Source organism: Mesorhizobium sp. M6A.T.Cr.TU.017.01.1.1 (assembly GCF_004023115.1).
In the GTDB taxonomy this organism is placed as follows: domain Bacteria; phylum Pseudomonadota; class Alphaproteobacteria; order Rhizobiales; family Rhizobiaceae; genus Mesorhizobium; species Mesorhizobium mediterraneum.
This window is the reverse complement of the sequence record NZ_RZTA01000109.1, coordinates 1-23515: the sequence shown is the minus strand read 5'-3', so window position 1 is coordinate 23515 and position 23515 is coordinate 1. Positions and strand designations below refer to the sequence as shown.

Here is a 23515-nt window from a genome sequence, read left to right as displayed (position 1 = left end):
TACTGGCCGCCTGCGCTTACAATCTGCGCACCATGATTGGCGTCCTCTATCCACCCGATGAGAGGCGGACATGAGGGAGGAGTGCGTCCACAATCCGGCAGGATGGCTGCCTAAACCGACAAAGGCCTCGCAAGGGCCGCGGAAAACCGCTCTGCCGGCCTTCAAAAAGGCCCCCACTGACCACCGAACTCCACTTCGCTCCCCGTGCAAAGCCCTCACAAGGGGAGAAGGAAGAACGCGAACCGCACTACTCCTCCGGCTCCGTCGTGAACATCAGCGGATAGCCCTTGGCTTTGCCGGCATCGGTCGCCCGCGTCGCCTTGGTCTCGGCGACGTCCCTGGTGAAGACGGCGACGACGCAGACGCCGCGCTGATGCGCGGTGATCATCACCCGCCGCGCCTGGTCTTCGCTCAGCTTGAATTCGCCCTTGAGCACCGTCACCACGAACTCGCGCGGCGTGAAGTCGTCATTGAGGAGGATGACCTTGTAGAGCTTCGGCCGTTCGATCTTCGGCTGCGTCTTGGTGCGGGGTTTTGTCGTGATTTCAGGCATCGGAACCCGGCAGTTGCGCGCAAGAATTTCGCTTTTATTCTGACATGAACGAAAGCGATCGTCCATTTTGAGCCGCGCGCAAACCGCCTTCCAAGCGGGTGCGGCCGTTCACAAGTCCGTGCCTATGTGGGAACTGCCGGTTGCCATTCAACGGCTTGGTGCAGCGAAGCCCGGCGGGAATTTCGATTGGCTCCGCGACAGATGCCGCCCATCTGGAACGAAAAAGAAGACCGCTCCAGGCGCATCGCCACTGGAGCGGTCTTCTTAGTGGACAAGAGATGTCGCTGGATCAGGCCTTCGGAGCTGCCTTGACTGCGTGCTTCTTGTGCTTCTTGACGGTCTTCTTGGCGGCGACCTTCTTCACCATCTTGGCCGGCGCAGCGGTCGTCGCGGTCGTCGCAGCCGCGGTCGTGGTGGCGGCGTTGGCGCTGCTGGCGCCGAGAACCGGCATCGAGAAGGCAAGCGCGATGGCGAGACCGAGAGCGGAGAGGAGGGACTTTTTCATGGCTTCGTTTCCTTGTTGTGCAGATCGGATTGAGGGTCACTGAACGGGGTCGATCGGTGTCACTCCAAGCAGCTTCAAAGCGTTGGCGAGCATCCGGATTCCCTGTGCCTGTTTCTTGTTGGCGCAGAACCGGTTTCCCTTCCTTTGAAGTGCCTTCGCCGCGGTGACCTGCGTTGCCGCGGCATGGGTTTCGAGGGCTTCGTCGAATTGACGGCTCAGATCGCTGCAACGCTCGCTCCGGGTGATCGCCGCCTTTGTATCGGCCACCTTTGCATCGGCCACCTTTGCATAGGATTGTTCGACCGCGGCGGTGATAAGCGAGATGCCGAGCAACACACCCATCAAGCTGATCGAGAACCTTTGCATTGGTTTGTCCGTAATCCCGTAACGCGTGCCGCAGCCGATGACCTGACCGCCACGGCACCACTTATGCCTTTGATTTTTTTCGGGAGTTTTTCCGAACTGTAGAATTTTGTTTCTGGATTGTTTCTGAGCAACCTGTTCGGAGTCGCTTGTCGTCACCGGCCAACATATGGCCTGAATTCTATCGTGTGGGTGATTATCGAACGGCGGTTTCAGCCATCAGTGACAGCAGGGCTCTCAGTGAAATCCGACGCGCACATACTGATCGTCGACGACGACAAGGGCATTCGCGACCTGCTTCAGGAGTTCTTCCAGAAACGGGGGCTGCACACGTCGGTCGCCGCCGACGGCACCGAGATGGAAGCCGTCCTGCGCCGCGCGCAGGTGGACCTTATCGTTCTGGACGTCATGCTGCCCGGAAAGAGCGGGCTGGAGCTTTGCCGCGATCTTCGCGCCAACCATGCGACACCGATCATCATGCTGACCGCCGTCACCGAGACGACCGACCGCGTCGTCGGGCTGGAAATGGGCGCCGACGATTACGTGCCGAAACCTTTCGATCCGCGCGAGCTGCTGGCGCGGATCCGAGCCGTGCTTAGGCGCAACGGCGCCGCCGAGCCGCGGCGGCCCACCTCGCGGCAGATTTACCATTTCGCCGGCTGGACGATGGACTGTTCGCGCCGCCGGCTGATGGCGCCGGGCGATGTCAGGATCGAGCTGACCATGGCGGAGTTCAACCTGCTGCAGACTTTCGTCAAGAGCGCGCAGCGCGTGCTGAGCCGCGACCAGCTCATCGAACTGTCAGGCGGCGACAGCGGCTACAGCTTCGATCGCAGCGTCGACATTCTGGTCAGCCGGCTGCGGCGCAAGATGGAGGACGACCCGAAAACGCCGAAACTGATCCTGACCGTGCGCAGCGGCGGCTACCAGTTCTTGCCCGAGACGACCTCAGAATGAGACGCGTCCTGCCGCAGACCCTGCCCGTCTGGGTGCTGCTCATCGTCATCGCCGGCCTGCTGATCAGCCAGATCACGACACTTTACATCGTCTCGCGCGACCGTGCCGCCGCCAACGACGTGGTCGATCTCTACAGGCTCAATGATCGCGCCTTCTCGCTGGTGCAGCTGATGCATGCCGCCTCGCCCGAAGCACGCAAGGCCACCGCATCCGGCCTGTCCAACGCGACCTACGCGCTTACCGTTTCGGACACGCCCGCCGTCGCCTCGTCGATAGCGGGCGACGACGAACTGGCCGAACTGGAGGACATACTGGTCGGGCGGCTGTCGAAATTCGGCATTACCGATGCGCGGGTCCGGCGCGATCCGGCGACACGGGAAGCCGACGACGGGGGCGCGATCGAGGGTCGCGATGTCGGCGAGGTCGAGCGCGACCTCCTGGTGCTGGCCGCCGATTTCGCCCAGAGCGACAAGCTGACAGCGTCGCTCCGCTTCGCCGACGGCCAATGGCTGAACTTCACCGAGCCGAACACACCGATGGGGCCGATATTGAGCTTCGACAGCCTGCCGCTCTACGCCTTGATCGCCGGGCTGGTGGTGGCCATGTCGATTTGGTCGCTGCGCCGGCTGACCGCGCCCTACCGGATGATGGAAACCGCGGTGAAACGGATCGGCAACGACCTAAAGAGCCCGCCGATCGCCGAGACCGGCAGTCGCGAGATCCGCACCGCGGCAAAAGCGGTCAATGCCATGCAGGCAAGGCTGCGCGACTATGTCGAGGATCGCGAACATCTTGCGGCAGCGCTCGCGCACGACCTGCGAACGCCGCTGACGAGGATGCGGCTGCGTCTCGAACTGCTGCGGAAATCGACAGTTCGTGCTGCACTCGCGCACGATCTCGCCGACATCGAGGAGATTGCCAGCTCGGTGATCGACTTCGCCACCTTCGAGGTGACCGAGGAGAAGAGCGAACGGATCGATTTCTGGTCGCTCGTGGAATCGGTCGCCGACGGCTACGAGGAGGTTTCGTTCGACAATGACGACACGCGGTCGCGCGGCATCATCTGCCTTGCGCGGCCGGTCGCGCTCAGGCGCTGTGTCACCAATCTCGTCCAGAACGCCGTGGCTTACGGCAAGAGGGCGCATCTCAGCCTGCATCGATCGGGAAAGACGATCACGCTAGCCATCCGCGACGAGGGACCAGGCATACCGCAGGCCGAGCTCGGCGCGGTGTTCGGCTCGTTCGTGCGCTTGGAACAGTCCCGCAACCGCCAGACCGGCGGCCTCGGCCTTGGCCTGACGATTGCCCGCAACATCGCCCGCGGCGCCGGCGGCGAGGTAAGCCTGTCCAATCACCCCGGCAGCGGCTTGCTGACGGAGCTGAGATTGCCGCTGGCGTAGCTGGCGGTATCGGGCCAAGGCAGCGTTCCTTCGCGCCCCCCTCTGGCCTGCCGGCCATCTCCCCCACTTGTGGGGAGATCGGCAGTTTCGCAGACGGCTCTCACATTCCAACGTTTGTAGTTGGCGAAATCGGCAATGACAGCCAATCTCCCCACCTGTGGGGGAGATGTCCGGCAGGACAGAGGGGGGCGCGACAGAACTCGGCCTTTGGTCTTCGTTCTCTCCCCGAGGCGAAAAAACTACCGCCGCAACACCGCGCTCAACACATCCCTGATGCCGATGGCGCCGACGAAGCGCGACTGATCGTCGAACAGCGCCACGGGCGCGGTCTGCGAGCGGTGCATGGCCAGCATCACGGTTTTCAGCGAGGTGCCGGGATTGGCCCAGAACACCTGCGCCGTCTCCTCCGGCTGCGCCTCGACATCGGCGCAGGACACCCAGAACGCCGGCTTGCCGTCGCGCTCGGCCGCCGCCACCAGCCCGTGCTCGTCGATCTTGAAACGCGTCGTCTTGCGGCGGTCGAGCCACACCCAGCCGTCCTCGCCGTGGTCGAGGTCGCGGCGGTCGCGCATCACGTTCCAGGCGGTCAGCACCGAGAGCGGATTCACATTGGCGATGAAGTCGCGGACATAGTCGTTGGCGGGGCGCAGCACGATGTCTTCCGGCGCGCCGGTCTGCACGATGCGCCCGCCTTCCATGATGGTGATGTGGCTGCCGATCTTCAGCGCCTCCTCGAGGTCGTGGCTGACGAAGATGATGGTCTTCTTCAGCTCGGCCTGAAGCTGCAGCAATTCGTCCTGCAGCTTGGTCCGGATCAGCGGGTCGAGCGCCGAGAACGGCTCGTCCATCAACAGGATCGGCGCTTCGGTGGCAAAGGCGCGCGCCAGCCCGACGCGCTGCTGCATGCCGCCGGAAAGCTCGTGCGCGTATTTCTTTGCCCACTGGTCGAGATTGACCAGTTTGAGCTGGCGATGCACGCGCTCCTTGCGCTCGGCTTCGGGCACGCCGGCGAGCTCGAGGCCGAGGCCGACATTCTCCTCCACCGTGCGCCACGGCAGCAAGCCGAACTGCTGGAACACCATCGCCACCTGCTTCTGTCGCAGCCGCCGCAGGGTCGCCTCGTCGCAGGTGACGACATCGACGGTCTTGTCGCCGTCCTTGACGAGAACCTGGCCGCGCGAAACGACGTTCAGCCGATTGACGGCGCGCAGCAGCGTCGACTTGCCGGAGCCGGACAGGCCCATGAGCACGGAAATCTCGCCTTCATGCACGGTGAGGCTTGCCCCGGCGCAGCCCAGCACATTGCCGGTCTTTTCGAGGATCTCGGCGCGGGTGGCGCCGCTGTCGATGAGCGCAAGCGAGCCGGCCTGATCGCTGCCGAAGACGATATCGACATTCCTGAAATCGACGGCGACGGTCATTTCTTGCCTCCAACGCCAATGCGGGTCATCCGGTCGAGCACGATGGCCAGCACGACGATGGCGAGGCCGGCCTCGAGCCCGAGGTCGATCCTGCGCGAGCCGAGCGCCCGGTTGATCTCGGTGCCGAGACCGCCGGCGCCGATAAGGGCCGCGAACACCACCATCGACAGCGACAGCATGATCGACTGGGTCAAGCCGGCCATGATGGTGGGCAGGGCCGAAGGCAGCTCGACCTTCCAGAGCAGTTGGCGCCTGGTGGCGCCGAAGGCCTCGCCGGCCTCGATGATCGATTTCGGCACCGAGACGACACCGAGATGGGTGAGACGGACCGAGGTCGGGATGACGAAGATGATGGTGACGATCAGGCCGGGCGCGTTGCCGAGCCCGAACAAAGTCAGCACCGGGATCAGGTAGACGAAGGTCGGCAGCGTCTGCATCAGGTCGAGCACCGGCAGCATGATGCGGTAGACCTTCGGCTTGTGCGCGGCCCAGATGCCGAGCGGCACGCCGATTGCCATCGAGGCGGCGGCGGCGGCAACCACCAGCACCAGCGTCTCCACTGTCTGCTTCCAGAGGTTCTGGTTGAGGATGAACAGCAATCCGATGAAGACGGCGAGCGCCAGGCCCTTCGAACGCTGCAGGACATAGGCGAGCAAAGCGATCAAGGCGATGAGCAGGACGGGCGGCAACAGAAGAAGTCCGTCGACCATCCCATCGAGCAGGAAATTGAGACCGTTGGAAAAGGCCCTGAGGACGGTGTTGAAATTGTCGGTGAGGAAGGTGAAGAAGGCCTTTCCCCAAGCGCCTATCGGAATCTTGTAGCTGACCAGGAATTTGGAGATCGGATCCATCTAGCCCCTCTTCTGTCGGCGCCGTCCTTGCCGGACGGTCATCTTGTCACAGGATATGAAAAAGGGCAGCCTTTTCTACGTGGCTGCCCTCGTTCCAATTATCCCGAATTCAAGGTTATCGGCTCAGCTTCCGAGCGCGGTCTTGACCGCCGCCGCCGCATCGCCGCCGTCGAAAGTGGTCACGCCGGCAAGCCAGGGGGTGACCGCATCCGGGTGCTTCTTCAGCCAGTCGGTCGCGACCGTATTGGCGTCGCCGCCCTTCAGGATCGCGTCCATCATCTCGCCTTCCATGTCCAGATTGAACTTCAGATTGGCGATGAACTTGCCGACATTCGGGCATTCGGTCATGTAGCCCTTGCGCACGTTGGTATGCACGGTGGCGGCGCCGAAGCCGCTGTCGCCCATGCCGTCGAGATAGGCGAGTTTCATGGCGCCCATCACCGGATGCGGCGTCCAGCCGAGGAAGGCGATCCATTCGTTGTTCTTCATCGACTGCTCGGCCTGGGTGAGCATGCCGGCCTCGGAGGATTCGATCAGTTCGAAACCTTCGAGATTGGTCGCCGGGTCCTTGATCATGTCGAGGATGATGCGGTTGCCGTCATTGCCGGCCTCGATGCCATAGATCTTGCCGTCGAACTTGTCCTTGAACTTGCCGAGGTCGGTCAGCGTCTTGACGCCGGCGTCCGCCACATAGGTCGGCACGACGATGCCGTAACCGGCGCCGCTGAGGTTTTCGCTGACGGTCTCGACCGAGCCGTCGGCGGTGTACTCCTTGATGTCGGCGGTCATCGACGGCATCCAGTTGCCGAGGAAGACGTCGAGGTCCTTGTTCTTCAGCGACGCGTAGGTCACCGGCACCGAAAGCTGGATCACTTCCGGCTCGTAGCCGAGCGCGGTGAGCAGCACCGAGGCGACGCCGGTCGTCGCCTGGATATCGGTCCAGCCGACATCGGAGAGACGCACCGTCTTACAGCTTTCCGGATCGGCGGCGAAAGCTGCACTGGTGGACAGGAAAGCCGCCAGGCCGAGGCCGGCGACGAAGGAATTGAGACGCGACATAAAAATTCTCCCATTTCGATTCTTTGGCGAAGCGAAGTTACGGTTTTTATCTCCGCTTTGTTTCGTCAGCCAAACACCATTCTGGTGCGGTTTCAAGCAATAAGGCAATCGCGATCAACGGCGCGGACTGGCCGATCAGCGACACGCTGCCTGCTGCTCCAGCCGCTTTTCTGCTGGCCAGCCGCTTTTCCGATGAAATGCGCCTTTCCGGTGGAATGTGAGGACGCCCCCTCCCCGCGCCATGCGAACTCGGCTTAAAAGGGCGGCATGGCCAAGCTGTACTTCCACTATGCGACGATGAATGCCGGCAAGACGACGATGCTGCTGCAGGCTTCCTACAATTACCGCGAGCGCGGCATGACGACGATGCTGTTCGTCGCCGGCCACTACCGCAAGGGCGATACCGGGCTGATCTCGTCGCGCATCGGCCTTGAGACGGAAGCCGAGATGTTCCGCGACGGCGACGATCTGTTCGCCCGGGTCGCCGAGCATCACGACCATACGACGGTGCATTGCGTCTTCGTCGACGAGGCACAGTTCCTCGAGGAGGAGCAAGCATGGCAGCTCGCCCGCATCGCCGACCGGCTGGACATCCCGGTGATGTGCTACGGCCTGCGCACGGATTTCCAGGGCAAGCTGTTTTCCGGCTCGCGTGCGCTTCTGGCGATATCAGACGAATTGCGCGAGGTGCGCACCATCTGCCGCTGCGGCCGCAAGGCGACGATGGTCGTGCGCCTTGGCGCGGACGGCAAGGTGGCGAGACAGGGCGAACAGGTGGCGATCGGCAAGGATGTCTATGTCTCGCTCTGCCGCCGCCATTGGGAAGAGGAAATGGGCCGCGCCTCGCCCGACGATTTCATCGGCTTCACCTAAAGCGCACATGCTTTTGTGCGACATGCATTGAGCCTGACCAGCGCTATTTCGCTTTCATCGGTGCCCAGCTACGATCCAGGCGGGGGCCAATAATGAAAATTCTGCAATTCACGGTCGACTGTCCGTATCCGCCGGTTTCGGGTGCCGAAATCAGGAACGCCGCCAATGCGCGGGCGCTCACCGCGCTCGGCGAAGTTCTGACCGTGAGCTTCACTGGCGGGCCGGCGCCCTCCCCGCCGCCCAACATCCGGCACCGGATCATCGAGGCGGCCCGCGGTCGCGGCCCCTGGCAGAAGCGCAGCGCGCATCCGACCGTGCATTTGATCCCGGCCGACGAACTGGCCGAAGCGGCCGCGATCTGGAAAAATTTCGCGCCCGACCTCGTCGTGGTCGAAGACATCGCACTTTCGCAATTGCTGGCGTTGGCCCCGGAGCTTGGCGGTCGGACCGTCGTCGACCTGCACAACATCGATTCGCGCACGCTGGCGGACCGCATCGGCGCGCTGTCCTTGTGGCAGCGTCTGCGGCGTTTTCGCGAGCATCGGGCCAAGATTGCCCAGGCACGCGAAGCCGATATCCTCGCCGCGAAGACGGCCGACCAGGTCTGGGTCTGCTCCGAAGCGGACCGGGCGACGCTGGCACTGGGACCGGCCCCTGCCCCTGACTTCGTCAAGGTGATCGTCAATCCCATCCCCGACGAGACCATGCTTTCCCTGCCGATTGCCGACCGGCGATACCAGGAAATCCGCCTCTGCTTTATCGGCCACCTCGGTTACTTCCCCAACATCGACGCGGTCAAGCAGATCGGTCGCAAGATGGTGCCGCGCTTTGCGGCGTCCGGCCGCGACTGGTCGATCACCGTCGCCGGCAAGAACCCGCGCGGAATCGTGCGCCACTACTGCGCTAAGCACGGGCTCAATCTCGTCGAAAACCCACCGCGCCTGCCGGACCTGCTGGCCGCCGCCGGCTATGCGCCGATCCCGCTGAGGTTCGGTGGCGGAACCCGCATCAAGGTGCTGGAGGCGATGGCCGCAGGACTGGTCGTCTGCGCCACGAAAAAGGCCGTCGAGGGGCTCGGCCTGGAAGCAGGCACGCACTTTCTGTCCGGCAGCGATGCCGGCGAGCTTGCCGCGACAATCGTGACCTTCGCCGCAGAGCCGCAAAAGGCCGCTAAGATGGCCGCCGCGGGGCGGGCGTTCGCGCGCGACAGGCATTCCTTCGCAGCGATCGAACGGTCGATCCTGCAGGCCGTCGACGGCCTGTCGGCGCGGCGGCCGGCCGCCAAGCCATAACCTCACATTGGTAACGCCGGTGCAGACTCCCTCTGGCACAACGTTGCAACGGGCTGTGGACAAGGTAGAAGATGAACGCCTGTCCGGTCGTCCCGCCGGGCCGCAGGGGGAAGTGTCGACAAAATGGAGCAACTTTCCGCACGAGCAAAACGCCTGCTCGGTCTCGACCGCGCCGGACCTTTGCGATCCAATTTGCGGCGATTGAAGGGCAAATATCGCGTAGCGATGGCGCGCTTGCGCCGTCGACGAACGAAAGCCACCGTGATCGGCATCACCGGCAGTTCGGCCAAGACCACGACGGCGGAGCTTCTGGCTCATATCCTTGAAGGCAGCGGTTCCGTCCACAAATTGACGGTGAGCAACACATTCAACCGGCTGATCGAAAAGCTTTGGCGCTTGCCGCGAAATTCAGCCTATGCGGTGATGGAACTAGGGGTCATGGCCAAGGGGGACATGGCGCGGATGGCTTCGGTTCTGAAACCCGACATCGCCATCATGACGCTGATTGCCGACGAGCATCACTCGGCATTCGGCGGCAGAGCGGCAGTCGCCGCAGAGAAGCAGGCGCTGGTCGAGTCGCTGGCACCGGACGGCCTCGCCATCCTGAACGTCGACGACGATCTTATCGCGGCGATGGCACTGGAGACCGTTGCGCCGTCCGTGACCTTCGGCCGCTCGGAGCGCGCCCGATACCACGCACGCGACATCCATGCCGCCTATCCTCAGCGGCTGAGCATGACGATACACTGGCCAGGCGGCGCACTTGCGCTCAGGACACGCCTCATCGCCGAACATTTCTGGCTTGCCGTGGCGGCAGCGGCTGCGGCGGCGCTTGAGCTCGGGGTCGATGCCAGGATTATCGCCGAAAGGGTCTCTACCTTCGAGCCGATGCCGACCCGGTGCGGCGTATGGCAGGTGCGTGAGGGGCCGACGTTCTTTGTCGACACGGCGAAGACGCCATTTCATTCGCTCGGGCTGGCCTTCGACATGCTTGGGCATGCCGATGCCGGTTACAAGCGCGTGGTGCTTGGTCATATCGCCGACTATGCCGGCAAGCCGGCAAAGGCCTATGGCAGCGCCTATCGCGCCGCGCGCGCGATTTGCGACCAGATTGTCTTCGTCGGCGAGCATGCCCATCGTTCGGGCGCGACACAAGAGGATCGCGACAGTGGCCGCTTCCTCGAAATGCGCTCGGTCCGCCAAGTCGCCGAGCACGTCAGGGCCACGCAACGGCCGGACGAAGTCATTCTGGTCAAAGGCTCACGCAATCTGCATCTCGAGCGCATAGCCCTTGCCGCAGACCACGATGTTCGCTGCTGGGAGCCGGTTTGCGGATATCCCAGAAGCTGTCTGGAGTGCGGGAAATACCTGATTCCATTCGAGCAACATCGGGAGATACGCGCAGCCGAGAAAGATGAACTGCGCGCGGTACGAAAACGCGCGAGCCTCTGGCGGCGCTTCACGCCCTTCCCGCGTCGTCCTTCAACCTGACTGGGCCGAAGACGTCGTCCATGACCGGCTTGATGTCGCCGACATGCGCGCCGAGCACCAGCAGGAGATCGTCCGCCGTGGCGAGGCTGGCCGCCAGCCGCAGCCCTTCCTCGTAACTGCCGGCGTTGTGGATCCGGGTTTCCGCCACGCCGCAGTTCATCAGACCTGCCTTGAGCAACTCGACAATCTTGGCTGGCGGCCGTCCGCGCCGGAAGATCGGCTCTTCGTAGCATATGAAAATGTCGAATCCCGGCGTGATCGCAGCGGCGACCCGCTCGTAGTTGAACCCTGGGCGATTGCCCCAGCAGCTGACCATGCAAAGACGCCGGCCCGAAACCGGGATTCGGGCCACTGCCGCAACCAAAGCCCGCGTGGCGGGCGGACTGTTGGCCCGGTCAACCACGATCCGGAACGGATACTGGTCAAAAATGTTGAACCGGCTGGGCAAATCTTCTGCCGAATTCGATAGCGAAAGCAGCGCCTCGGCAATGACGGCCAAAGGGACGCCGAGGGCGTCGGCAAGTGCGGCCGCAGCCATTGCGTTGGCTATGTTGTGGCGCAGGGCTCCGTTCATCGAGGAAGGCAGTTGCCAGGCGTCGACGACCAAATGGCGTGCGTCGCCCTGGCGGCGAACGATCCATTCGCGGCCCGCTTCATGTTCGACCACGAAAGCGACGTGACCTCCAGCAATGTGACGCCTGACCAGATCGTCTTGTGTCTCGAAGCCGAACAGCGTGACCCGGCCCGGGCGATATTGCTCCGCCAGCAAACGGCACGACGGGTCATCAGCACCAAGCACGACGCGCCGAGCGGCGTCTGTCACCTTGCGTTTCAGCCTGGCCATATCGGCAACGGTTTCGATGCCGTCCATGCCGATCTGCTCGTCCTGCACGTTGAGCAGTGCCGCCACGTCGCAGCGTCCGAGGTAAAGCCCTCGCCGGTTAAGGCCGCCGCGCGCCGTCTCCAGAACCGCGGCGGTCACGTCGGGCCTGGCGAGCACAGTGCGCGCGCCGCTGTAGCCAGCGCGGTCGCCACTCTGGATCATCTGTCTGCCGACATAAATGCCGTCGGTCGTCGTCAGGCCGACGACATGCCCCTGACATTCGAGAATACGTGCCAGCATCCGGCTCGTCGTGCTCTTGCCGACGGAACCGGTGATCATGGCGACCGGCATCCTTGACCGCATCAGCCCACGCACTTGCGCGCGCAGCCGCCGCCGGAATTGTTTCAGTCCATTGCCGAAGTTCAAGGCGCCGCCCAGCCAGATTCCATGCGCCATTGTCGCGTCGGCTGACCAAATGTCCAGTGGCAGCCTGTCGACCGGGAAGAAACGCAATTGGTTGCTTTGTGACGGCAGTTATGCTATTGATTTGGGTATGGTGCTGATTGCGCCAACCACCCGCCGCGAGGCGGGTTTTTTGTTTCAGGCTTCGGCGCCATCCTTTATCGGCCTGCTAATCTTCCACCTTCCCTTCCCCCCATGCCACACATATATTCGCGGCGGTTCGCGACACGAAACAGATGCCGAAGCGGGAGGCCCCTATGGCGACATTGCAGAATTTCGATGCCGAAATTGCCAAGACCAAGCAGGTCGTGCAGGACATGCGCACGAAAATCGAGCAGTCCGGCACGGTGCTCGACACGCTCGCCAAGACCGACAAGAAGATCGGCGACGCCAATTTCGACCTCGAGAACGCCCGGATCGAGGATGTGCTGAAGCAGCAGAAGGTGATGGAAGGCAACATCGCCGACCTGATCATCGGGCTGGAGGACGCCACCAACGTCTTCGGCGCCGAATTCGAGAGCATGAAGAACTACACCGGCTGGGAAAGCTTCATCGGCATATTTTCCAGTCAGAGCAAGCAGCGCATGCGCACCGACCGTGTCCGCAACATGTCGCTGGCCGGCAATCTGCAGGAGCTGCTGGCGAAATCCGATACCATCGTCGGCATCCTCAAGGCGCAGAAGCAGGTTCTCGACCAGCGCTACAAGACCTCCGAGGCCAGCCTGTCGCAGGTGATCGAACGCCGCAAGACAACCATGTCCAATCTCGAGACCGTGCAGAAGCGCATCGAAGAGCTCAACCCGATGCTGCTCGACATCGAGAACAAGATCGCCGCCTCGACCAGCCAGAAGGAGCGCACGCAGCTTGAAGGCGAGCGTTCGAAACTGGCCACGGAATACAACGAAAAGCAGGCCAAGGAGCAGGAGCTGCTGGCCGAAAGCCAGACGCTGGAACGCTACACCTCGATGTTCCAGACCTTCGTCGATTCGCTCAACAACCAGATCGCGGCACAGTCGACGCTGATCAACAAGCTGACCATCGATACCGAGCAGCGCATCGTGCTCTACAAGGCGCTGGAAGACTCGCTGAAGACCGCCGCCCAGCAGGACGTCGCCCACAAGATCAACACGCTGGGCAGTCAGGTCGACAACACCGCCGAAGAGACCATGGCCGGCATTGGTGCTGCCTCGCAGAAGCACATTGGCGATCTCCTCGAAATGCACGAGAAGAACATGGTGGCGACCGCCGACATCCAGCGCCGCAAGAAGCTGGCCGACGATGCCTTTGCCCGCCGCTTCGACGACGTGCTTAAGAAGCACAATGCGGCAAACTACGTGCAGTCGTAATTGCTGCGCTCGCATACCTCCCAAGGGCTGGCTGCATGACCCCCGAAAACGAAGCGGCAACGCGTTATTTCTCGGCGATCACGGCAGCGCTCAGCGGCCTCGAAGTGTTCATGCGCGACGATCGCTCGCCGCTCTACCGGCACGGCATCGTCGCCAAGATCGTTGCTGAATACATCGCGCGGCTCGACAACTCCTTTGCCTGCTGGCGCAACCGGCTGGGTTTCATGGAGACGTTCCGCATTTCGCGCGCCGAAAGCGGCTTTCCGGTTTTCCAGAACCTGCTCGAGCTGGAGAACGACCGCCGCCAGGCCGATACGCGTCTCGCCAACATACCGCTGGCCGACGAGTTGCGCGAGGAAATGGCCGATTTCATCCTGCGCCACAAGCAATTCCCCGAAGCGCTGCAGAAGTCGATGGCCGAGCGGCTCTATCTGGAGGGCGTCAAGAGCGAGACGACCTTCGGACCCTTCACATTGGCGCAGACGGCAAAAGTCTCGGTCAATCCGAAGACGGGGCGGCCTTACTACCTCGTCCATTGGGCCACCTTCGACGGCAGCGCCAACCTGCCGCTGGTCTACATGGTGACGGTCGAGGATTCCTCAGAAGAGATGATCGAGCAGCTTGTCGACCGCAACGGCAAGCTCAACGAGAAGGTCGACATTCCGCTTCCCGTTGAAGGGCTGCTCAATCCCGAGCTTGCCCATCGCTTCGACGACTTCACCGAGAAGAATTCCGCCTACACGCTGTCGCCGGCGACGATCGCCGTCAACCTCGACAAGGATTTCGAGCCGCTCCACCCCAAGCAGCTGCGCCGCGTCGTGCTCGGTCCCTTCTATTCGGCAGGGATCACCGAGAACAATTCGACGGTGACCGACGTTCTAGCCAAGGTGCGCAAGCCGGAAAACGCCTGGCTGCTGACCTGGACCATCCAGGAGGTCTATTCCAAGGCCGAGAAGCCAGGCCGCAAAGGTCTGTTTTCAAGCGAGAAGACGACGCAGGAATTCTTCATCGACACCGACGACCTGGAGGCCGCGCGGCAAGGCGTGTCGAGCTACGAGAACCACGCGCTGATCCCACATGAGGCGTATCAGGCGCTTTACGCCGCCGGCGAGGCGCAGAAGATCTTTTCGGGCTACAAGGTCCACATCCTGTCCAAAGGACAGGTGATCAGTGACGTCTGACCGTCAAACCGCGGAGTATCCTTCATGGACACCGGCCTGACCACGATTTCGGAAGCGGCAATCGAAAAGCACCGCGCCACGGCGCAGAGCTTCATCACCCGCATCGTCGTTCTGGAGGACCCGTCGCGTGAATCCGGCACCCCACTTGCCGGCACCAACCGCCGCTTCGTCTCGACCGTCTCGGTCGGCTCGGTCAGGCGCACGCGCGAGGTCGAGCTTTCCAAGACAGTCGCCGCCGTCCATCCCGGCGATCAGCTGCTGAGCATTGCGCAGCACATGCTTTTGTTTCGCACCCGGCGCGGGCTGGCGATCGCCCTGGCCATATCAGACGTCTTCGCCGAAGGGTCAGACCTCGAAAGCCTGCAGGCGAAAAACGCCCGCGCGCCGCTCGAAGGCGACGAGGCCGCCACATTCAAGAAGCTGCTGTCGGCCTCGGCCTACATTTCGGCCTTCAGCCTCGCCTCCTACCTGTTCCAGCTGATCGACAGCGACGGCGAGGCGCCGAACGACACGCCCGAGCCGGACTTTTTGTTCGACACGCCACAGGACGCGGTGAAGTCGATCGTGTCCGGGCTCGACAGGGCGATTTCAGGCGCGAAGGATGACGCCGACCTGATGACACGGGGGCGCGCCTTTGCCCGTGTCGCCATCGACGGGCTTTTGGCGCGAAAGGGCCGCTTCGACGGCATCGGCCCGTTCGAGAACGCGCATATCCGTATCGACGTCGACGACTTTATCCTGGATGGCTTCGACGTCGCACCGGGCAAGCGGTCGAAGCCGCTGGTGATGACCTTCAAGAAGCCGGAGGAGGTTGTCGGCAATCACATCGCCAAATACCAGTCGGTCAAGCTCGCCAAGATGCTGATGGCTTACGATTTCGAGCGCGAGCTGAACCCGTTCGTCGAGCTCGGCGGCTTCCTGTTCACCTTCATCGGCGATGGCGCGCCCGGCACCGGCAAGACGACGCTGATCCAGATGATCGCCGGTCTCGTCAACGGTTACTGTCAGGTCGCCGGATATCCCTTCGCCTACGAGAATTTCGGCGTCGATCAGATCTCCTCCTACCAGGGCAAATCGGGCCAGAACTGCCGTCAGTTCATCAACAATGTGCTGAATCCGCGCGTCATCGGCTTCGGCACCATCGACGACATCGATCAGGTGGCGGCGCGCCGCTCTGACGATCGCGCCTCGGCCGGCCAGCAGGAAATCACCGGCGTGCTGATGGACGCATTTGCCGGCGCCGGCACCGTGGTGCGCGGCAACTGCTCCTTTGGCATGTTCTCCAACTACCCCGAAAACGTCGACGACGCGTTGCGCCAGCGCGCCGGCGCCCGCTGGCTGGTCGACGGGCCGCAGAGCCGCGACGACTATATCGACATTTTCGTGCTGCTCGCCGGCAAGAACCACAAGATCCCGCTCGGCGACCACAAGCTCTACGCCGCCCAGGAGATCAAGCGCGCGGTGATGGAAGCCTATGAAGAGCACGAGAAACCCAGGGAAGACGGGCTGATGAAGGTCTACGAGCGCTACATGAAGGAGAATGGCGCGCCGAAGTCGATGGCCGACATCGGCACCTATCTGCACATGATCAAGGAGGCCGAGCCGCGTTTCACCGGCCGCGCCATCAAGAACGTCACCGACGCGATAAAGATGCGCGCCATGGACATCGAGCTGCCGGACGAATGGTTCGAGAAGCCGGAAGTCTTCATGCACAAGGGTTACGACGACAAGAAGGCGATGATCGAGGAACTGCGTGGGCCGTTCTCGATGGACATGGTCATGCAGGAGGTCAACCGCTACGCCGACTCGGAGTTCCGCTACTCCGACAAGTCCGACGACGCGGCGGTGACCAAGATGATCCGCGACACCCGCCTGCGCGACCGCGCGGTGCGCGAGATCGAGGAGCTGAAGGCCAAGGGGAACTGGAATGCGTGAGGTTCTCCGACGCCCCCTTCTCCCCTTGTGGGAGAAGGTGTCGCCGAAGGCGACGGATGAGGGGTGCTCCAGCTTGGCGCGGATGGCGCTCCGTCCAGCACCCCTCAACCGTCTCGGCGCGGCGCGCCGATCCACCTTCTCCCACAAGGGGAGAAGGGATAGATGAGCCCCGCCAAGAAATCCGACCTTTTGCGCGAGAACGAGCTGATCTACGGCCGGCTGTTGACCATCGAGGAGCCGCATCTCATCCAGCGTTATAACAAGGCTTTGGTCGCCTTCGGCCTGAAGCCGACGAAGCTGAAGAGCTTCGACATCGACCGCACCGGCTTCTCGCCTGACGTGGCCGAGGAATGCGGCGACTACAACTACCTCGACCCCAACGAGATCAACCGCCGTTTCATCATCCTGACGCCGTCGCAGATCGATCTGCCGGTGGTGCACACCGCCTTTTCCAACACCTCGCAACTGATGTTCGAGTTCATGTCGAAGAACCAGCGCGCCATCGACGCGCTGACCATCAAGGATGTCATCTACGGCGAGATCGAGGATTCGGTCCCAAAAGTCGACGACATCGAGGATCTGCTGTCGATCAACCAGGTCGAGTTCAAGGTGCTGTCGGCGGAGGACGTGCTGGGCAAGGCCGCCGAACTCGGCAAGCTCGTCGACCAGTTGAAGCAGGAGCCGGACGCCTGGCGCGACAACGCCATGCTCACCCGCATGGTGGAGCTTGCCAAGATCTGCGGCGACATCCGCGAGAACGCGCTGGTGCCGGATCAGGTGATCTTTCGCCACAGCGCCTATTGGACCAGCCATTTCGGCGGGCTCTATGTGTTCATCGATCCTGACATGACGACGGTGATCAGCGACCCGGCAGCACCCGGCTTCCGCCGCTCGCGGCCGTGGCAAGTGAGCTACCTCTCGATCAATGATGCCGACAAGGTGTTCAAGTTCCTTGCCGCGACCGGCCGCATCGAACTGCCGCGCGCCTCATGGATCGAAACATCAGGCTATCTCGAACATCGCGCCGAGATGGTGGTGCGCGCGCTGATCCGCGACGCCGAGCCCGATCGCAATCTGACCGACGTCGACAAGGTCTGGCTGCAGACCTGGATCCATGGCCATGCCGACCTGATCACCAGGGACGGCAATTTTCCCTTCCTCAACGCCGCCAAGCGCGAGATCGCTCACCTCGGCCGGCTCAAGATTGAGGACGTCTTCCCGCAGCAGCGTTTCCTGGTGATCCGGGCCAAGCCCGACCATCCCGACGCCTGGCTGACCAACCAGCTGATCTCGGATTTCGTGCCGCAGGATTTCGTCTCGCGTTACGTCTTCAACAAACCAGGCTTCTACAGCGACTATGACGGCTTCAGCGACGCCTGGCGATCGCATGTTGTGGACGTTCTGAAAACCACATATCTGAAAGACAAGGTGGCGTTTCGCACACGCCTCTACGGCCTTACTGATTGAATGCCTAACCTTATCGAATTCTTGGCTGACTGACGAGGGGGTGACATCGCAATGCTTGATCCGATCGTGAATTTCTTCACACGGATTTTCCAGTGGATCGGCCGCGGTATCGGCTTCGCCATCGGTGTGATCCTGTGGCCGTTCATGTGGGCTGGGCGCTGGTACACACAGCGCGGCTGGATCCTGAAGGCGGTGCTCGGCCTCGCTCTGCTCTTGCTGGTCGGCCTCTACGGCTACTTCATCTGGAACACGCAGGTCTGGAGCAATTTCAATCCCGCCTATGCGGAGGCGTATAATTTCACCCAGCCGGCCGAAACCGCCCCGGCGCAGCCCGCTCCTCCTGCCGTCGGGGAAACCGCTGGCGTCGAGGGAGAGGTCAAGACCTGCACAAACTCGGCCATTGTCCAGGTCGCGGCCGATCTCATCGATTTCAACGTCAACGAGAACGCCTGGATCTCGTCGATGATACTCTACAAGCTCGGGTTCTTCGGGATGGACTGGGACCGCACGCCGTTTCTCGACAACAAGGCCTCCTTCCAGCGCGGGGTCAATCAGGCCATCCGGCGCACTGCGGTCGAGCTCGTCGACACACTCGGCCGCGTCCGCGGCACCAGCCAGATCGACCAGAACCTGCAGGATGCGCGCGGCGCGATCACCTTCGACGAGGAAACCTGGTATTTCGGCCTCAGGCCCTTTGGTCCGAAAACCCCGACGCCGAGTTTCTATCGCACGGCGGCGACCAGCCTTCGCGCCTTCAACGACCGGCTGATGAAATGCGAGGTTGTCTTCAACGCGCGCGCCGACAATCTGATGCAGTTCGTCGACCGGATCGCGAGCGACATAGGCTCGACATCGGACATGATCCGCGACCGTTCGCAGAACTTCAACAGCGGCTGGTTCGACACACGCGCTGACGACCGCTTCTGGTTCGCCTATGGCCAGCTCTACGGCTATTACGGCATCCTCACGGCGGCGCATCACGACTTCCAGCAGATCCTCGACAATCGCGGCCTCACACCGCTGTGGACCAGCGTGGAAGGCCAGCTCAAGGCAGCGCTCGCCATCCGGCCTTTCATAATCTCCAACGGCCGCGAGGATGGCTGGATCATGCCCACCCATCTCACCACGATGGGATTCTATGTGCTTAGGGTGCGATCGAACCTCGTCGAGGTCAGGTCCGTTCTGGATCGGTGAAGGAAGCCAATAGTGAAAGACGTCTTGGCTTGAAATCACCGCTGCCCCTGGTCGAGATCAGCAACGTGCTGACGCAGTAGGTCGGCTGCGCATCGCGTGGAACCGGAACCTGATCGTCTCGTCGTCGTTCAACCGCTGGGCGGCAGCCAGCGAGGACATGAGATGGATATCCGGGAAGTTGCTCGAAATTTCTATGCCACGATCGACACGCAAGACTGGGATAAACTGTCCAGTCTTGTCTCTCCAGATCTCGCCGTTCATCTCGGCAGCGCCAATCCGATCGGCTTCGCTGACTGGCGCAAATCCCTGACCGAGTTCTTTGTTGGATTCCCGGATGGACATCACGTCATTGACGACTACGTCAGCGATGCCGATAAGGTCGTCACGCGCTGTCGCTTTGAGGGCACGCACACCGGCATCTTCCATGGCGTCGAACCGAGCGGAAATCGAGTCTCGGTTGGCGTGATTCACATCGATCGTCTTGAGAACGGCGTCGTGGTCGAACATTTCGGCCAGCTTGACGGCTTGGGGCTGATGCACCAGATCGGCGCATTCTAGCGCAACTACCCGAGGCGCAGGCCGGCGCTCGAACCCTGTCGCATTCGGTGCATTCCGCGGCTGTTTTGAGACGGCAAAACGGCGCGTGCTCTGGCTTCTATACGGCGCGACAACCGGGCGCGAAGACCCGGGAACAGATCGCCCGGGAAACAGAACCGCCTTTCTCTAGAGGAAACATAGTTGCATGCAAGTTGACGCCATGGCAGCGACAGGGCTAGAACGTGCCCTCGCCTGCAGTGCCGGGCTGTCTCGAAAAGGCTTGCGACCATACTGATCAAACCCGTCCCCTCCACCGTCCAATCCAGAGGAAAGCCGCCATGGCCGAAGTGAAGTCCGACATCGAGATCGCGCGCGCCGCCGACAAGAAGCAGATCCAGGAGATTGGCCAGAAGATCGGCATTCCAAGCGAGCATCTTTTGCCTTACGGCCACGACAAGGCGAAGATCTCGGCCGAGTTCATCAAGTCGGTGAAGGCGAACAAGGACGGCAAGCTGATCCTCGTCACCGCCATCAACCCGACGCCGGCCGGCGAAGGAAAGACGACGACGACGGTGGGCCTCGGCGACGGTCTCAACCGCATCGGCAAGAAGGCGATCGTCTGCATCCGCGAGGCCTCGCTCGGGCCGAATTTCGGCGTCAAGGGCGGTGCTGCCGGCGGCGGCTATGCGCAGGTCGTGCCGATGGAAGACATGAACCTCCACTTCACCGGCGATTTCCATGCCATCACCACGGCGCATAATCTGCTTTCGGCGCTGATCGACAACCACATCTACTGGGGCAACGACCTCGGCATCGACAACCGCCGCGTCGTCTGGCGCCGCGTCATGGACATGAACGACCGGGCGCTGCGCGAGATCATCTGCTCGCTCGGCGGCGTCGCCAACGGCTTTCCGCGCGAAGGGGGCTTCGACATCACCGTCGCCTCGGAAGTCATGGCGATCCTGTGCCTCGCCACCGACCTGAAGGACCTGGAAAAGCGCCTCGGCGACATCATCGTCGCCTATCGCCGCGACAAGTCGGCCGTCTACGCCCGCGACCTCAAGGCCGACGGCGCCATGGCCGTGCTGCTCAAGGACGCCATGCAGCCCAACCTGGTGCAGACGCTGGAGAACAACCCAGCCTTCGTTCACGGCGGTCCGTTCGCCAACATCGCGCATGGCTGCAACTCGGTCGTCGCCACCACGACGGCGCTGAAGCTCGCCGACTATGTCGTCACCGAAGCCGGTTTCGGCGCCGATCTCGGCGCCGAAAAATTCTTCGACATCAAGTGCCGCAAGGCCGGCCTGAAGCCGGCGGCAGCCGTCATCGTCGCCACTGTGCGCGCCATGAAGATGAACGGCGGCGTCAAGAAGGAAGATCTCGGCAAGGAGAATGTCGAGGCGGTCAAGAAGGGCTGCGCCAATCTCGGCCGTCACGTCGAGAATATCAGGCAGTTCGGCGTGCCAGCGGTCGTCGCCATCAACCATTTCTACTCCGACACCGACGCTGAAATCCAGGCGATGAAGGACTACGTCGCCTCGATGGGCGAAGAGGCGATCCTTTGCAAGCACTGGGCCCACGGATCGGCCGGCATCGAGGAGCTCGCCAGCAGGGTGGTGGCGCTTGCCGAATCCGGCGCGTCGCAGTTTGCGCCGCTCTATCCCGACGCCATGCCGCTGTTCGAGAAGATCAACACCATCGTCCAGCGCATCTATCGCGGTTCCGAAGCGATCGCCGACAAGTCGGTGCGCGACCAGCTCCACGCCTGGGAGCACGCCGGCTACGGCCACCTGCCGGTCTGCATGGCCAAGACGCAATATTCGTTCTCGACCGACCCGAACCTGCGCGGCGCGCCGACCGGCCACACCGTGCCGGTGCGCGAGGTCAGATTGTCTGCCGGCGCCGGCTTCATCGTCGTTATCTGCGGCGAGGTCATGACCATGCCCGGTCTTCCCAAGGCGCCGTCCTCGGAAAAGATCTTCCTGAACGAGATGGGCCAGATCGAAGGCCTGTTCTGAGATTTTGAAGGCCGGAATGACAAGGGCGCCGCGTCGCTACGGCGCCCTTTTGCTTGCCCGAGACAAATTTCCAATGCATGTCGCCCAAAAGTGCGCAGCGGTTTTGGGATAACGACATGCATAAGAACAAGAACTTAAAGCGCGTCGCATGAATCCTGTCAGGCGCGACGCGCTTTAAGCGGCGCTCCGTGCCAGCGCGCGCTGGTTGGAGGCGTAGATCGTGTCGCGTTCGGGCAGCGTGCCGGTCTTCAGGCAGTCGATCCATTCGGCTGTCTTGAGAACGGCGGCGAAGCGCGACTGCAGGATAACAGTCACCACGCGGTGGATGTCCTCGGCCGAAGCATAGCCGGCGCTGTTGGCATAGGGCACCGAGCCGGTGGCGTCGGACAGGAACTCCACCGCAAAGCCCATGTGGACGGCGGGGATGATGGTCGAGAGATCGCAATTGTGCGTCATATAGCCGACGACGGTGATCGTATCAATGGCGTTGGCGCGCAACCAGTCCTCGAGGTCCGTGCCGGTGAAGGCGCTCGGCAAGGTCTTTTCGACGTAATGATCACGGCTTCGCCTTGATATCTCGGGATGCAATTCGGCGCCGTGGCTGCCTTTGGCGAAAATCGGCGACGTTTCTGGCGCTAGCTGCTTGATGACCACGACCTTGACGCCTGCCGCGGCGGCCGCGTCCATCGCTCGTGCCGCGTTGACGACGCTGTCGCGAAACGGCGGATATTGGATGGCGAGGTTGCCGCCGTCATAGTCGTTCTGGATGTCGACGACGATGAGGGCACGGCGTGGCGCTGAGGTGGCTGGTTCAGACATGGAGTTTCCTTTCCCGTTCGGCTTTGATTGTTCAAGGATAGGCCTGCCGTCGAATTGCAAACAGTGTCCCAATTGACATTATCCGAAAGGATTGGGACAATCCGGCTTTAACCCTCATTGGTGCTCATCATGGCCGATCCGATCGTTGCAGCCATCGCCTTCGATGGCATCAGTCCGTTCCACCTTTCCGTACCGTGCCTTGTATTCGGCGAGGATCGCGCCGCGCTCGGCTTGCCGCGCTTCGACTTCCGCATCTGTGCAATCGAAAGCGGGCCGATTCATACCGAAGCAGGATTGACCGTGACTGCGCCGCATGGGCTGGGCAGCCTCGATGGCGCTGACATCGTCATCGTCCCAAGCTGGCGAGACCTCGACGATCCGCCACCGGCGTTTCTGGTAGAGGCCCTGCTGCGAGCGCACCGGAACGGCGCATTGATTGTCGGACTGTGCCTCGGCACGTTCGCTGTTGCGGCGACAGGACTGCTTTCGGGGCGGCGAGCCGCGACGCATTGGGCCTATACCGAGCAGCTACAGGCGCTTTATCCCGACATGATCGTCGACCCGGACGTGCTTTACATCGACAATGGTGATGTCATGACATCTGCCGGCGTCGCCGCCGGGCTTGACTGCTGTCTCCATATCGTGCGGGCCCGCTACGGCGCGGAGGCGGCTCTTCGGCTTGCTCGGCAGATCGTGCTTTCTCCCCATCGGCAAGGCGGGCAGGCGCAGTTCATAGAACGTCCCATCGCTAGGACCGGCAACGCGGATCGCTTCACACAGGCACTCGACAAGGTGCGCAAAACGCTGGATGAGACGCATAGCCTGGACAGCGTCGCCGCCGCCGCCGGCCTCACCCGACGGACATTCACGCGCCGCTTTCAAAAATCGATCGGCACCAGCTTCGGCGACTGGCTGATTGACCAGCGCGTCGCGCTGGCACAGCGGCTGCTGGAAGCGACGGAAAAATC

Annotated in this window: 22 protein-coding genes; 14 read left to right on the top strand and 8 right to left on the bottom strand. The window is 62.3% G+C overall.

The window, feature by feature from the left end:
- Positions 1-247 precede the first annotated feature (247 nt).
- From clpS to EOB36_RS26885, 3 genes are all read right to left on the bottom strand, one after another.
- Positions 248-553 (bottom strand): ATP-dependent Clp protease adapter ClpS, encoded by a 306-nt coding sequence (gene clpS, locus EOB36_RS26895; RefSeq protein WP_126105247.1) that lies wholly within the window; start codon positions 551-553, stop codon positions 248-250.
- A 289-nt stretch (positions 554-842) separates the two neighbouring features.
- On the bottom strand, positions 843-1058 hold the full coding sequence (locus EOB36_RS26890) for a hypothetical protein (RefSeq protein ID WP_095484207.1): 216 nt from the start codon (positions 1056-1058) through the stop codon (positions 843-845).
- A gap of 36 nt (positions 1059-1094) precedes the next feature.
- The gene (locus EOB36_RS26885) at positions 1095-1424 is read right to left on the bottom strand and encodes a hypothetical protein (RefSeq protein WP_095484206.1); all 330 of its coding nucleotides are present in this window, start codon (positions 1422-1424) and stop codon (positions 1095-1097) included.
- A 237-nt stretch (positions 1425-1661) separates the two neighbouring features.
- On the opposite strand from EOB36_RS26885, the gene EOB36_RS26880 reads away from it, so the two are divergent.
- A complete protein-coding gene (locus tag EOB36_RS26880) occupies positions 1662-2378 on the top strand; it encodes a response regulator transcription factor (RefSeq protein WP_128286079.1) in 717 nt (238 codons plus the stop codon).
- A complete protein-coding gene (locus EOB36_RS26875) occupies positions 2375-3778 on the top strand; it encodes an ATP-binding protein (protein WP_128286078.1) in 1404 nt (467 codons plus the stop codon). The genes EOB36_RS26880 and EOB36_RS26875 overlap by 4 nt, the downstream gene beginning before the upstream one ends.
- Before the next feature lie 239 nt (positions 3779-4017).
- Here the strand turns inward: EOB36_RS26875 and choV are convergent, their stop codons facing one another.
- The 3 genes from choV to EOB36_RS26855 form a co-directional block, all read right to left on the bottom strand.
- Positions 4018-5199 carry a choline ABC transporter ATP-binding protein gene (gene choV / locus EOB36_RS26865; protein WP_127204915.1) on the bottom strand — a complete coding sequence of 394 codons (1182 nt, stop codon included), beginning with the start codon at positions 5197-5199 and terminating at the stop codon, positions 4018-4020.
- Complete coding sequence (gene choW / locus EOB36_RS26860; protein WP_095484202.1) at positions 5196-6050, bottom strand: choline ABC transporter permease subunit; 855 nt, start codon at positions 6048-6050, stop codon at positions 5196-5198. Before choW ends, choV begins: the two co-directional genes overlap by 4 nt.
- A gap of 123 nt (positions 6051-6173) precedes the next feature.
- Positions 6174-7109 (bottom strand): choline ABC transporter substrate-binding protein, encoded by a 936-nt coding sequence (locus EOB36_RS26855; protein ID WP_128286077.1) that lies wholly within the window; start codon positions 7107-7109, stop codon positions 6174-6176.
- A 23-nt stretch (positions 7110-7132) separates the two neighbouring features.
- Here EOB36_RS26855 and EOB36_RS26850 point away from each other — a divergent pair, with 23 nt between their 5' ends.
- The 4 genes from EOB36_RS26850 (at position 7133) to EOB36_RS26835 (ending at position 10765) form a co-directional block, all read left to right on the top strand.
- Positions 7133-7330, top strand: coding sequence for a hypothetical protein (locus EOB36_RS26850; protein ID WP_095484200.1), 198 nt, complete (start codon positions 7133-7135; stop codon positions 7328-7330).
- Positions 7331-7376: 46 nt separating this feature from the next.
- On the top strand, positions 7377-7982 hold the full coding sequence (locus tag EOB36_RS26845) for a thymidine kinase (protein ID WP_095484199.1): 606 nt from the start codon (positions 7377-7379) through the stop codon (positions 7980-7982).
- Positions 7983-8074: 92 nt separating this feature from the next.
- Entirely contained in the window at positions 8075-9274 is a 1200-nt protein-coding gene (locus EOB36_RS26840) for a glycosyltransferase (protein WP_128286076.1), read from the top strand.
- A 123-nt stretch (positions 9275-9397) separates the two neighbouring features.
- Positions 9398-10765, top strand: coding sequence for a Mur ligase family protein (locus EOB36_RS26835; protein WP_128286075.1), 1368 nt, complete (start codon positions 9398-9400; stop codon positions 10763-10765).
- Here EOB36_RS26835 and EOB36_RS26830 read toward each other — a convergent pair.
- Complete coding sequence (locus EOB36_RS26830; RefSeq protein WP_126105240.1) at positions 10734-12044, bottom strand: Mur ligase family protein; 1311 nt, start codon at positions 12042-12044, stop codon at positions 10734-10736. The genes EOB36_RS26835 and EOB36_RS26830 overlap by 32 nt on opposite strands.
- 263 nt (positions 12045-12307) lie before the next feature.
- On the opposite strand from EOB36_RS26830, the gene EOB36_RS26825 reads away from it, so the two are divergent.
- The 7 genes from EOB36_RS26825 (at position 12308) to EOB36_RS26790 (ending at position 21728) form a co-directional block, all read left to right on the top strand.
- Positions 12308-13396 carry a hypothetical protein gene (locus tag EOB36_RS26825; RefSeq protein WP_126105239.1) on the top strand — a complete coding sequence of 363 codons (1089 nt, stop codon included), beginning with the start codon at positions 12308-12310 and terminating at the stop codon, positions 13394-13396.
- A 35-nt stretch (positions 13397-13431) separates the two neighbouring features.
- Positions 13432-14577: a hypothetical protein gene (locus EOB36_RS26820; protein WP_095484195.1), complete on the top strand. Its 1146-nt coding sequence runs from the start codon at positions 13432-13434 to the stop codon at positions 14575-14577.
- 24 nt (positions 14578-14601) lie between these two features.
- Positions 14602-16512, top strand: a complete 1911-nt coding sequence (locus tag EOB36_RS26815) for an ATP-binding protein (protein WP_128286074.1) — start codon at positions 14602-14604, stop codon at positions 16510-16512.
- A gap of 162 nt (positions 16513-16674) precedes the next feature.
- Positions 16675-17979: a DUF6638 family protein gene (locus tag EOB36_RS26805; protein WP_126105236.1), complete on the top strand. Its 1305-nt coding sequence runs from the start codon at positions 16675-16677 to the stop codon at positions 17977-17979.
- Positions 17980-18030: 51 nt separating this feature from the next.
- The gene (locus tag EOB36_RS26800; protein WP_126105235.1) at positions 18031-19173 is read left to right on the top strand and encodes a DUF2333 family protein; all 1143 of its coding nucleotides are present in this window, start codon (positions 18031-18033) and stop codon (positions 19171-19173) included.
- Between the two features lie 162 nt (positions 19174-19335).
- The gene (locus EOB36_RS26795) at positions 19336-19731 is read left to right on the top strand and encodes an ester cyclase (protein ID WP_128286073.1); all 396 of its coding nucleotides are present in this window, start codon (positions 19336-19338) and stop codon (positions 19729-19731) included.
- A gap of 317 nt (positions 19732-20048) precedes the next feature.
- Entirely contained in the window at positions 20049-21728 is a 1680-nt protein-coding gene (locus tag EOB36_RS26790) for a formate--tetrahydrofolate ligase (RefSeq protein WP_095484189.1), read from the top strand.
- A gap of 174 nt (positions 21729-21902) precedes the next feature.
- Here the strand turns inward: EOB36_RS26790 and EOB36_RS26785 are convergent, their stop codons facing one another.
- On the bottom strand, positions 21903-22547 hold the full coding sequence (locus tag EOB36_RS26785; RefSeq protein ID WP_128286072.1) for a cysteine hydrolase family protein: 645 nt from the start codon (positions 22545-22547) through the stop codon (positions 21903-21905).
- Between the two features lie 129 nt (positions 22548-22676).
- Between EOB36_RS26785 and EOB36_RS26780 the strand changes: the two genes are divergently transcribed.
- A partial coding sequence (locus EOB36_RS26780) for a DJ-1/PfpI family protein (RefSeq protein WP_128286071.1) occupies positions 22677-23515 on the top strand: 839 nt, incomplete at its 3' end.

Excerpts from the sequence above, each read along its gene's own strand:
- clpS (WP_126105247.1), bottom strand. The coding sequence starts at position 553 with ATGCCTGAAATCACGACAAAACCCCGCACCAAGACGCAGCCGAAGATC.
- EOB36_RS26890 (WP_095484207.1), bottom strand. The coding sequence starts at position 1,058 with ATGAAAAAGTCCCTCCTCTCCGCTCTCGGTCTCGCCATCGCGCTTGCC.
- EOB36_RS26885 (WP_095484206.1), bottom strand. The coding sequence starts at position 1,424 with ATGCAAAGGTTCTCGATCAGCTTGATGGGTGTGTTGCTCGGCATCTCG.
- EOB36_RS26875 (WP_128286078.1), top strand. The coding sequence starts at position 2,375 with ATGAGACGCGTCCTGCCGCAGACCCTGCCCGTCTGGGTGCTGCTCATC.
- choV (WP_127204915.1), bottom strand. The coding sequence starts at position 5,199 with ATGACCGTCGCCGTCGATTTCAGGAATGTCGATATCGTCTTCGGCAGC.
- choW (WP_095484202.1), bottom strand. The coding sequence starts at position 6,050 with ATGGATCCGATCTCCAAATTCCTGGTCAGCTACAAGATTCCGATAGGC.
- EOB36_RS26855 (WP_128286077.1), bottom strand. The coding sequence starts at position 7,109 with ATGTCGCGTCTCAATTCCTTCGTCGCCGGCCTCGGCCTGGCGGCTTTC.
- EOB36_RS26845 (WP_095484199.1), top strand. The coding sequence starts at position 7,377 with ATGGCCAAGCTGTACTTCCACTATGCGACGATGAATGCCGGCAAGACG.
- EOB36_RS26840 (WP_128286076.1), top strand. The coding sequence starts at position 8,075 with ATGAAAATTCTGCAATTCACGGTCGACTGTCCGTATCCGCCGGTTTCG.
- EOB36_RS26835 (WP_128286075.1), top strand. The coding sequence starts at position 9,398 with ATGGAGCAACTTTCCGCACGAGCAAAACGCCTGCTCGGTCTCGACCGC.
- EOB36_RS26830 (WP_126105240.1), bottom strand. The coding sequence starts at position 12,044 with ATGGCGCATGGAATCTGGCTGGGCGGCGCCTTGAACTTCGGCAATGGA.
- EOB36_RS26825 (WP_126105239.1), top strand. The coding sequence starts at position 12,308 with ATGGCGACATTGCAGAATTTCGATGCCGAAATTGCCAAGACCAAGCAG.
- EOB36_RS26820 (WP_095484195.1), top strand. The coding sequence starts at position 13,432 with ATGACCCCCGAAAACGAAGCGGCAACGCGTTATTTCTCGGCGATCACG.
- EOB36_RS26815 (WP_128286074.1), top strand. The coding sequence starts at position 14,602 with ATGGACACCGGCCTGACCACGATTTCGGAAGCGGCAATCGAAAAGCAC.
- EOB36_RS26805 (WP_126105236.1), top strand. The coding sequence starts at position 16,675 with ATGAGCCCCGCCAAGAAATCCGACCTTTTGCGCGAGAACGAGCTGATC.
- EOB36_RS26800 (WP_126105235.1), top strand. The coding sequence starts at position 18,031 with ATGCTTGATCCGATCGTGAATTTCTTCACACGGATTTTCCAGTGGATC.
- EOB36_RS26795 (WP_128286073.1), top strand. The coding sequence starts at position 19,336 with ATGGATATCCGGGAAGTTGCTCGAAATTTCTATGCCACGATCGACACG.
- EOB36_RS26790 (WP_095484189.1), top strand. The coding sequence starts at position 20,049 with ATGGCCGAAGTGAAGTCCGACATCGAGATCGCGCGCGCCGCCGACAAG.
- EOB36_RS26785 (WP_128286072.1), bottom strand. The coding sequence starts at position 22,547 with ATGTCTGAACCAGCCACCTCAGCGCCACGCCGTGCCCTCATCGTCGTC.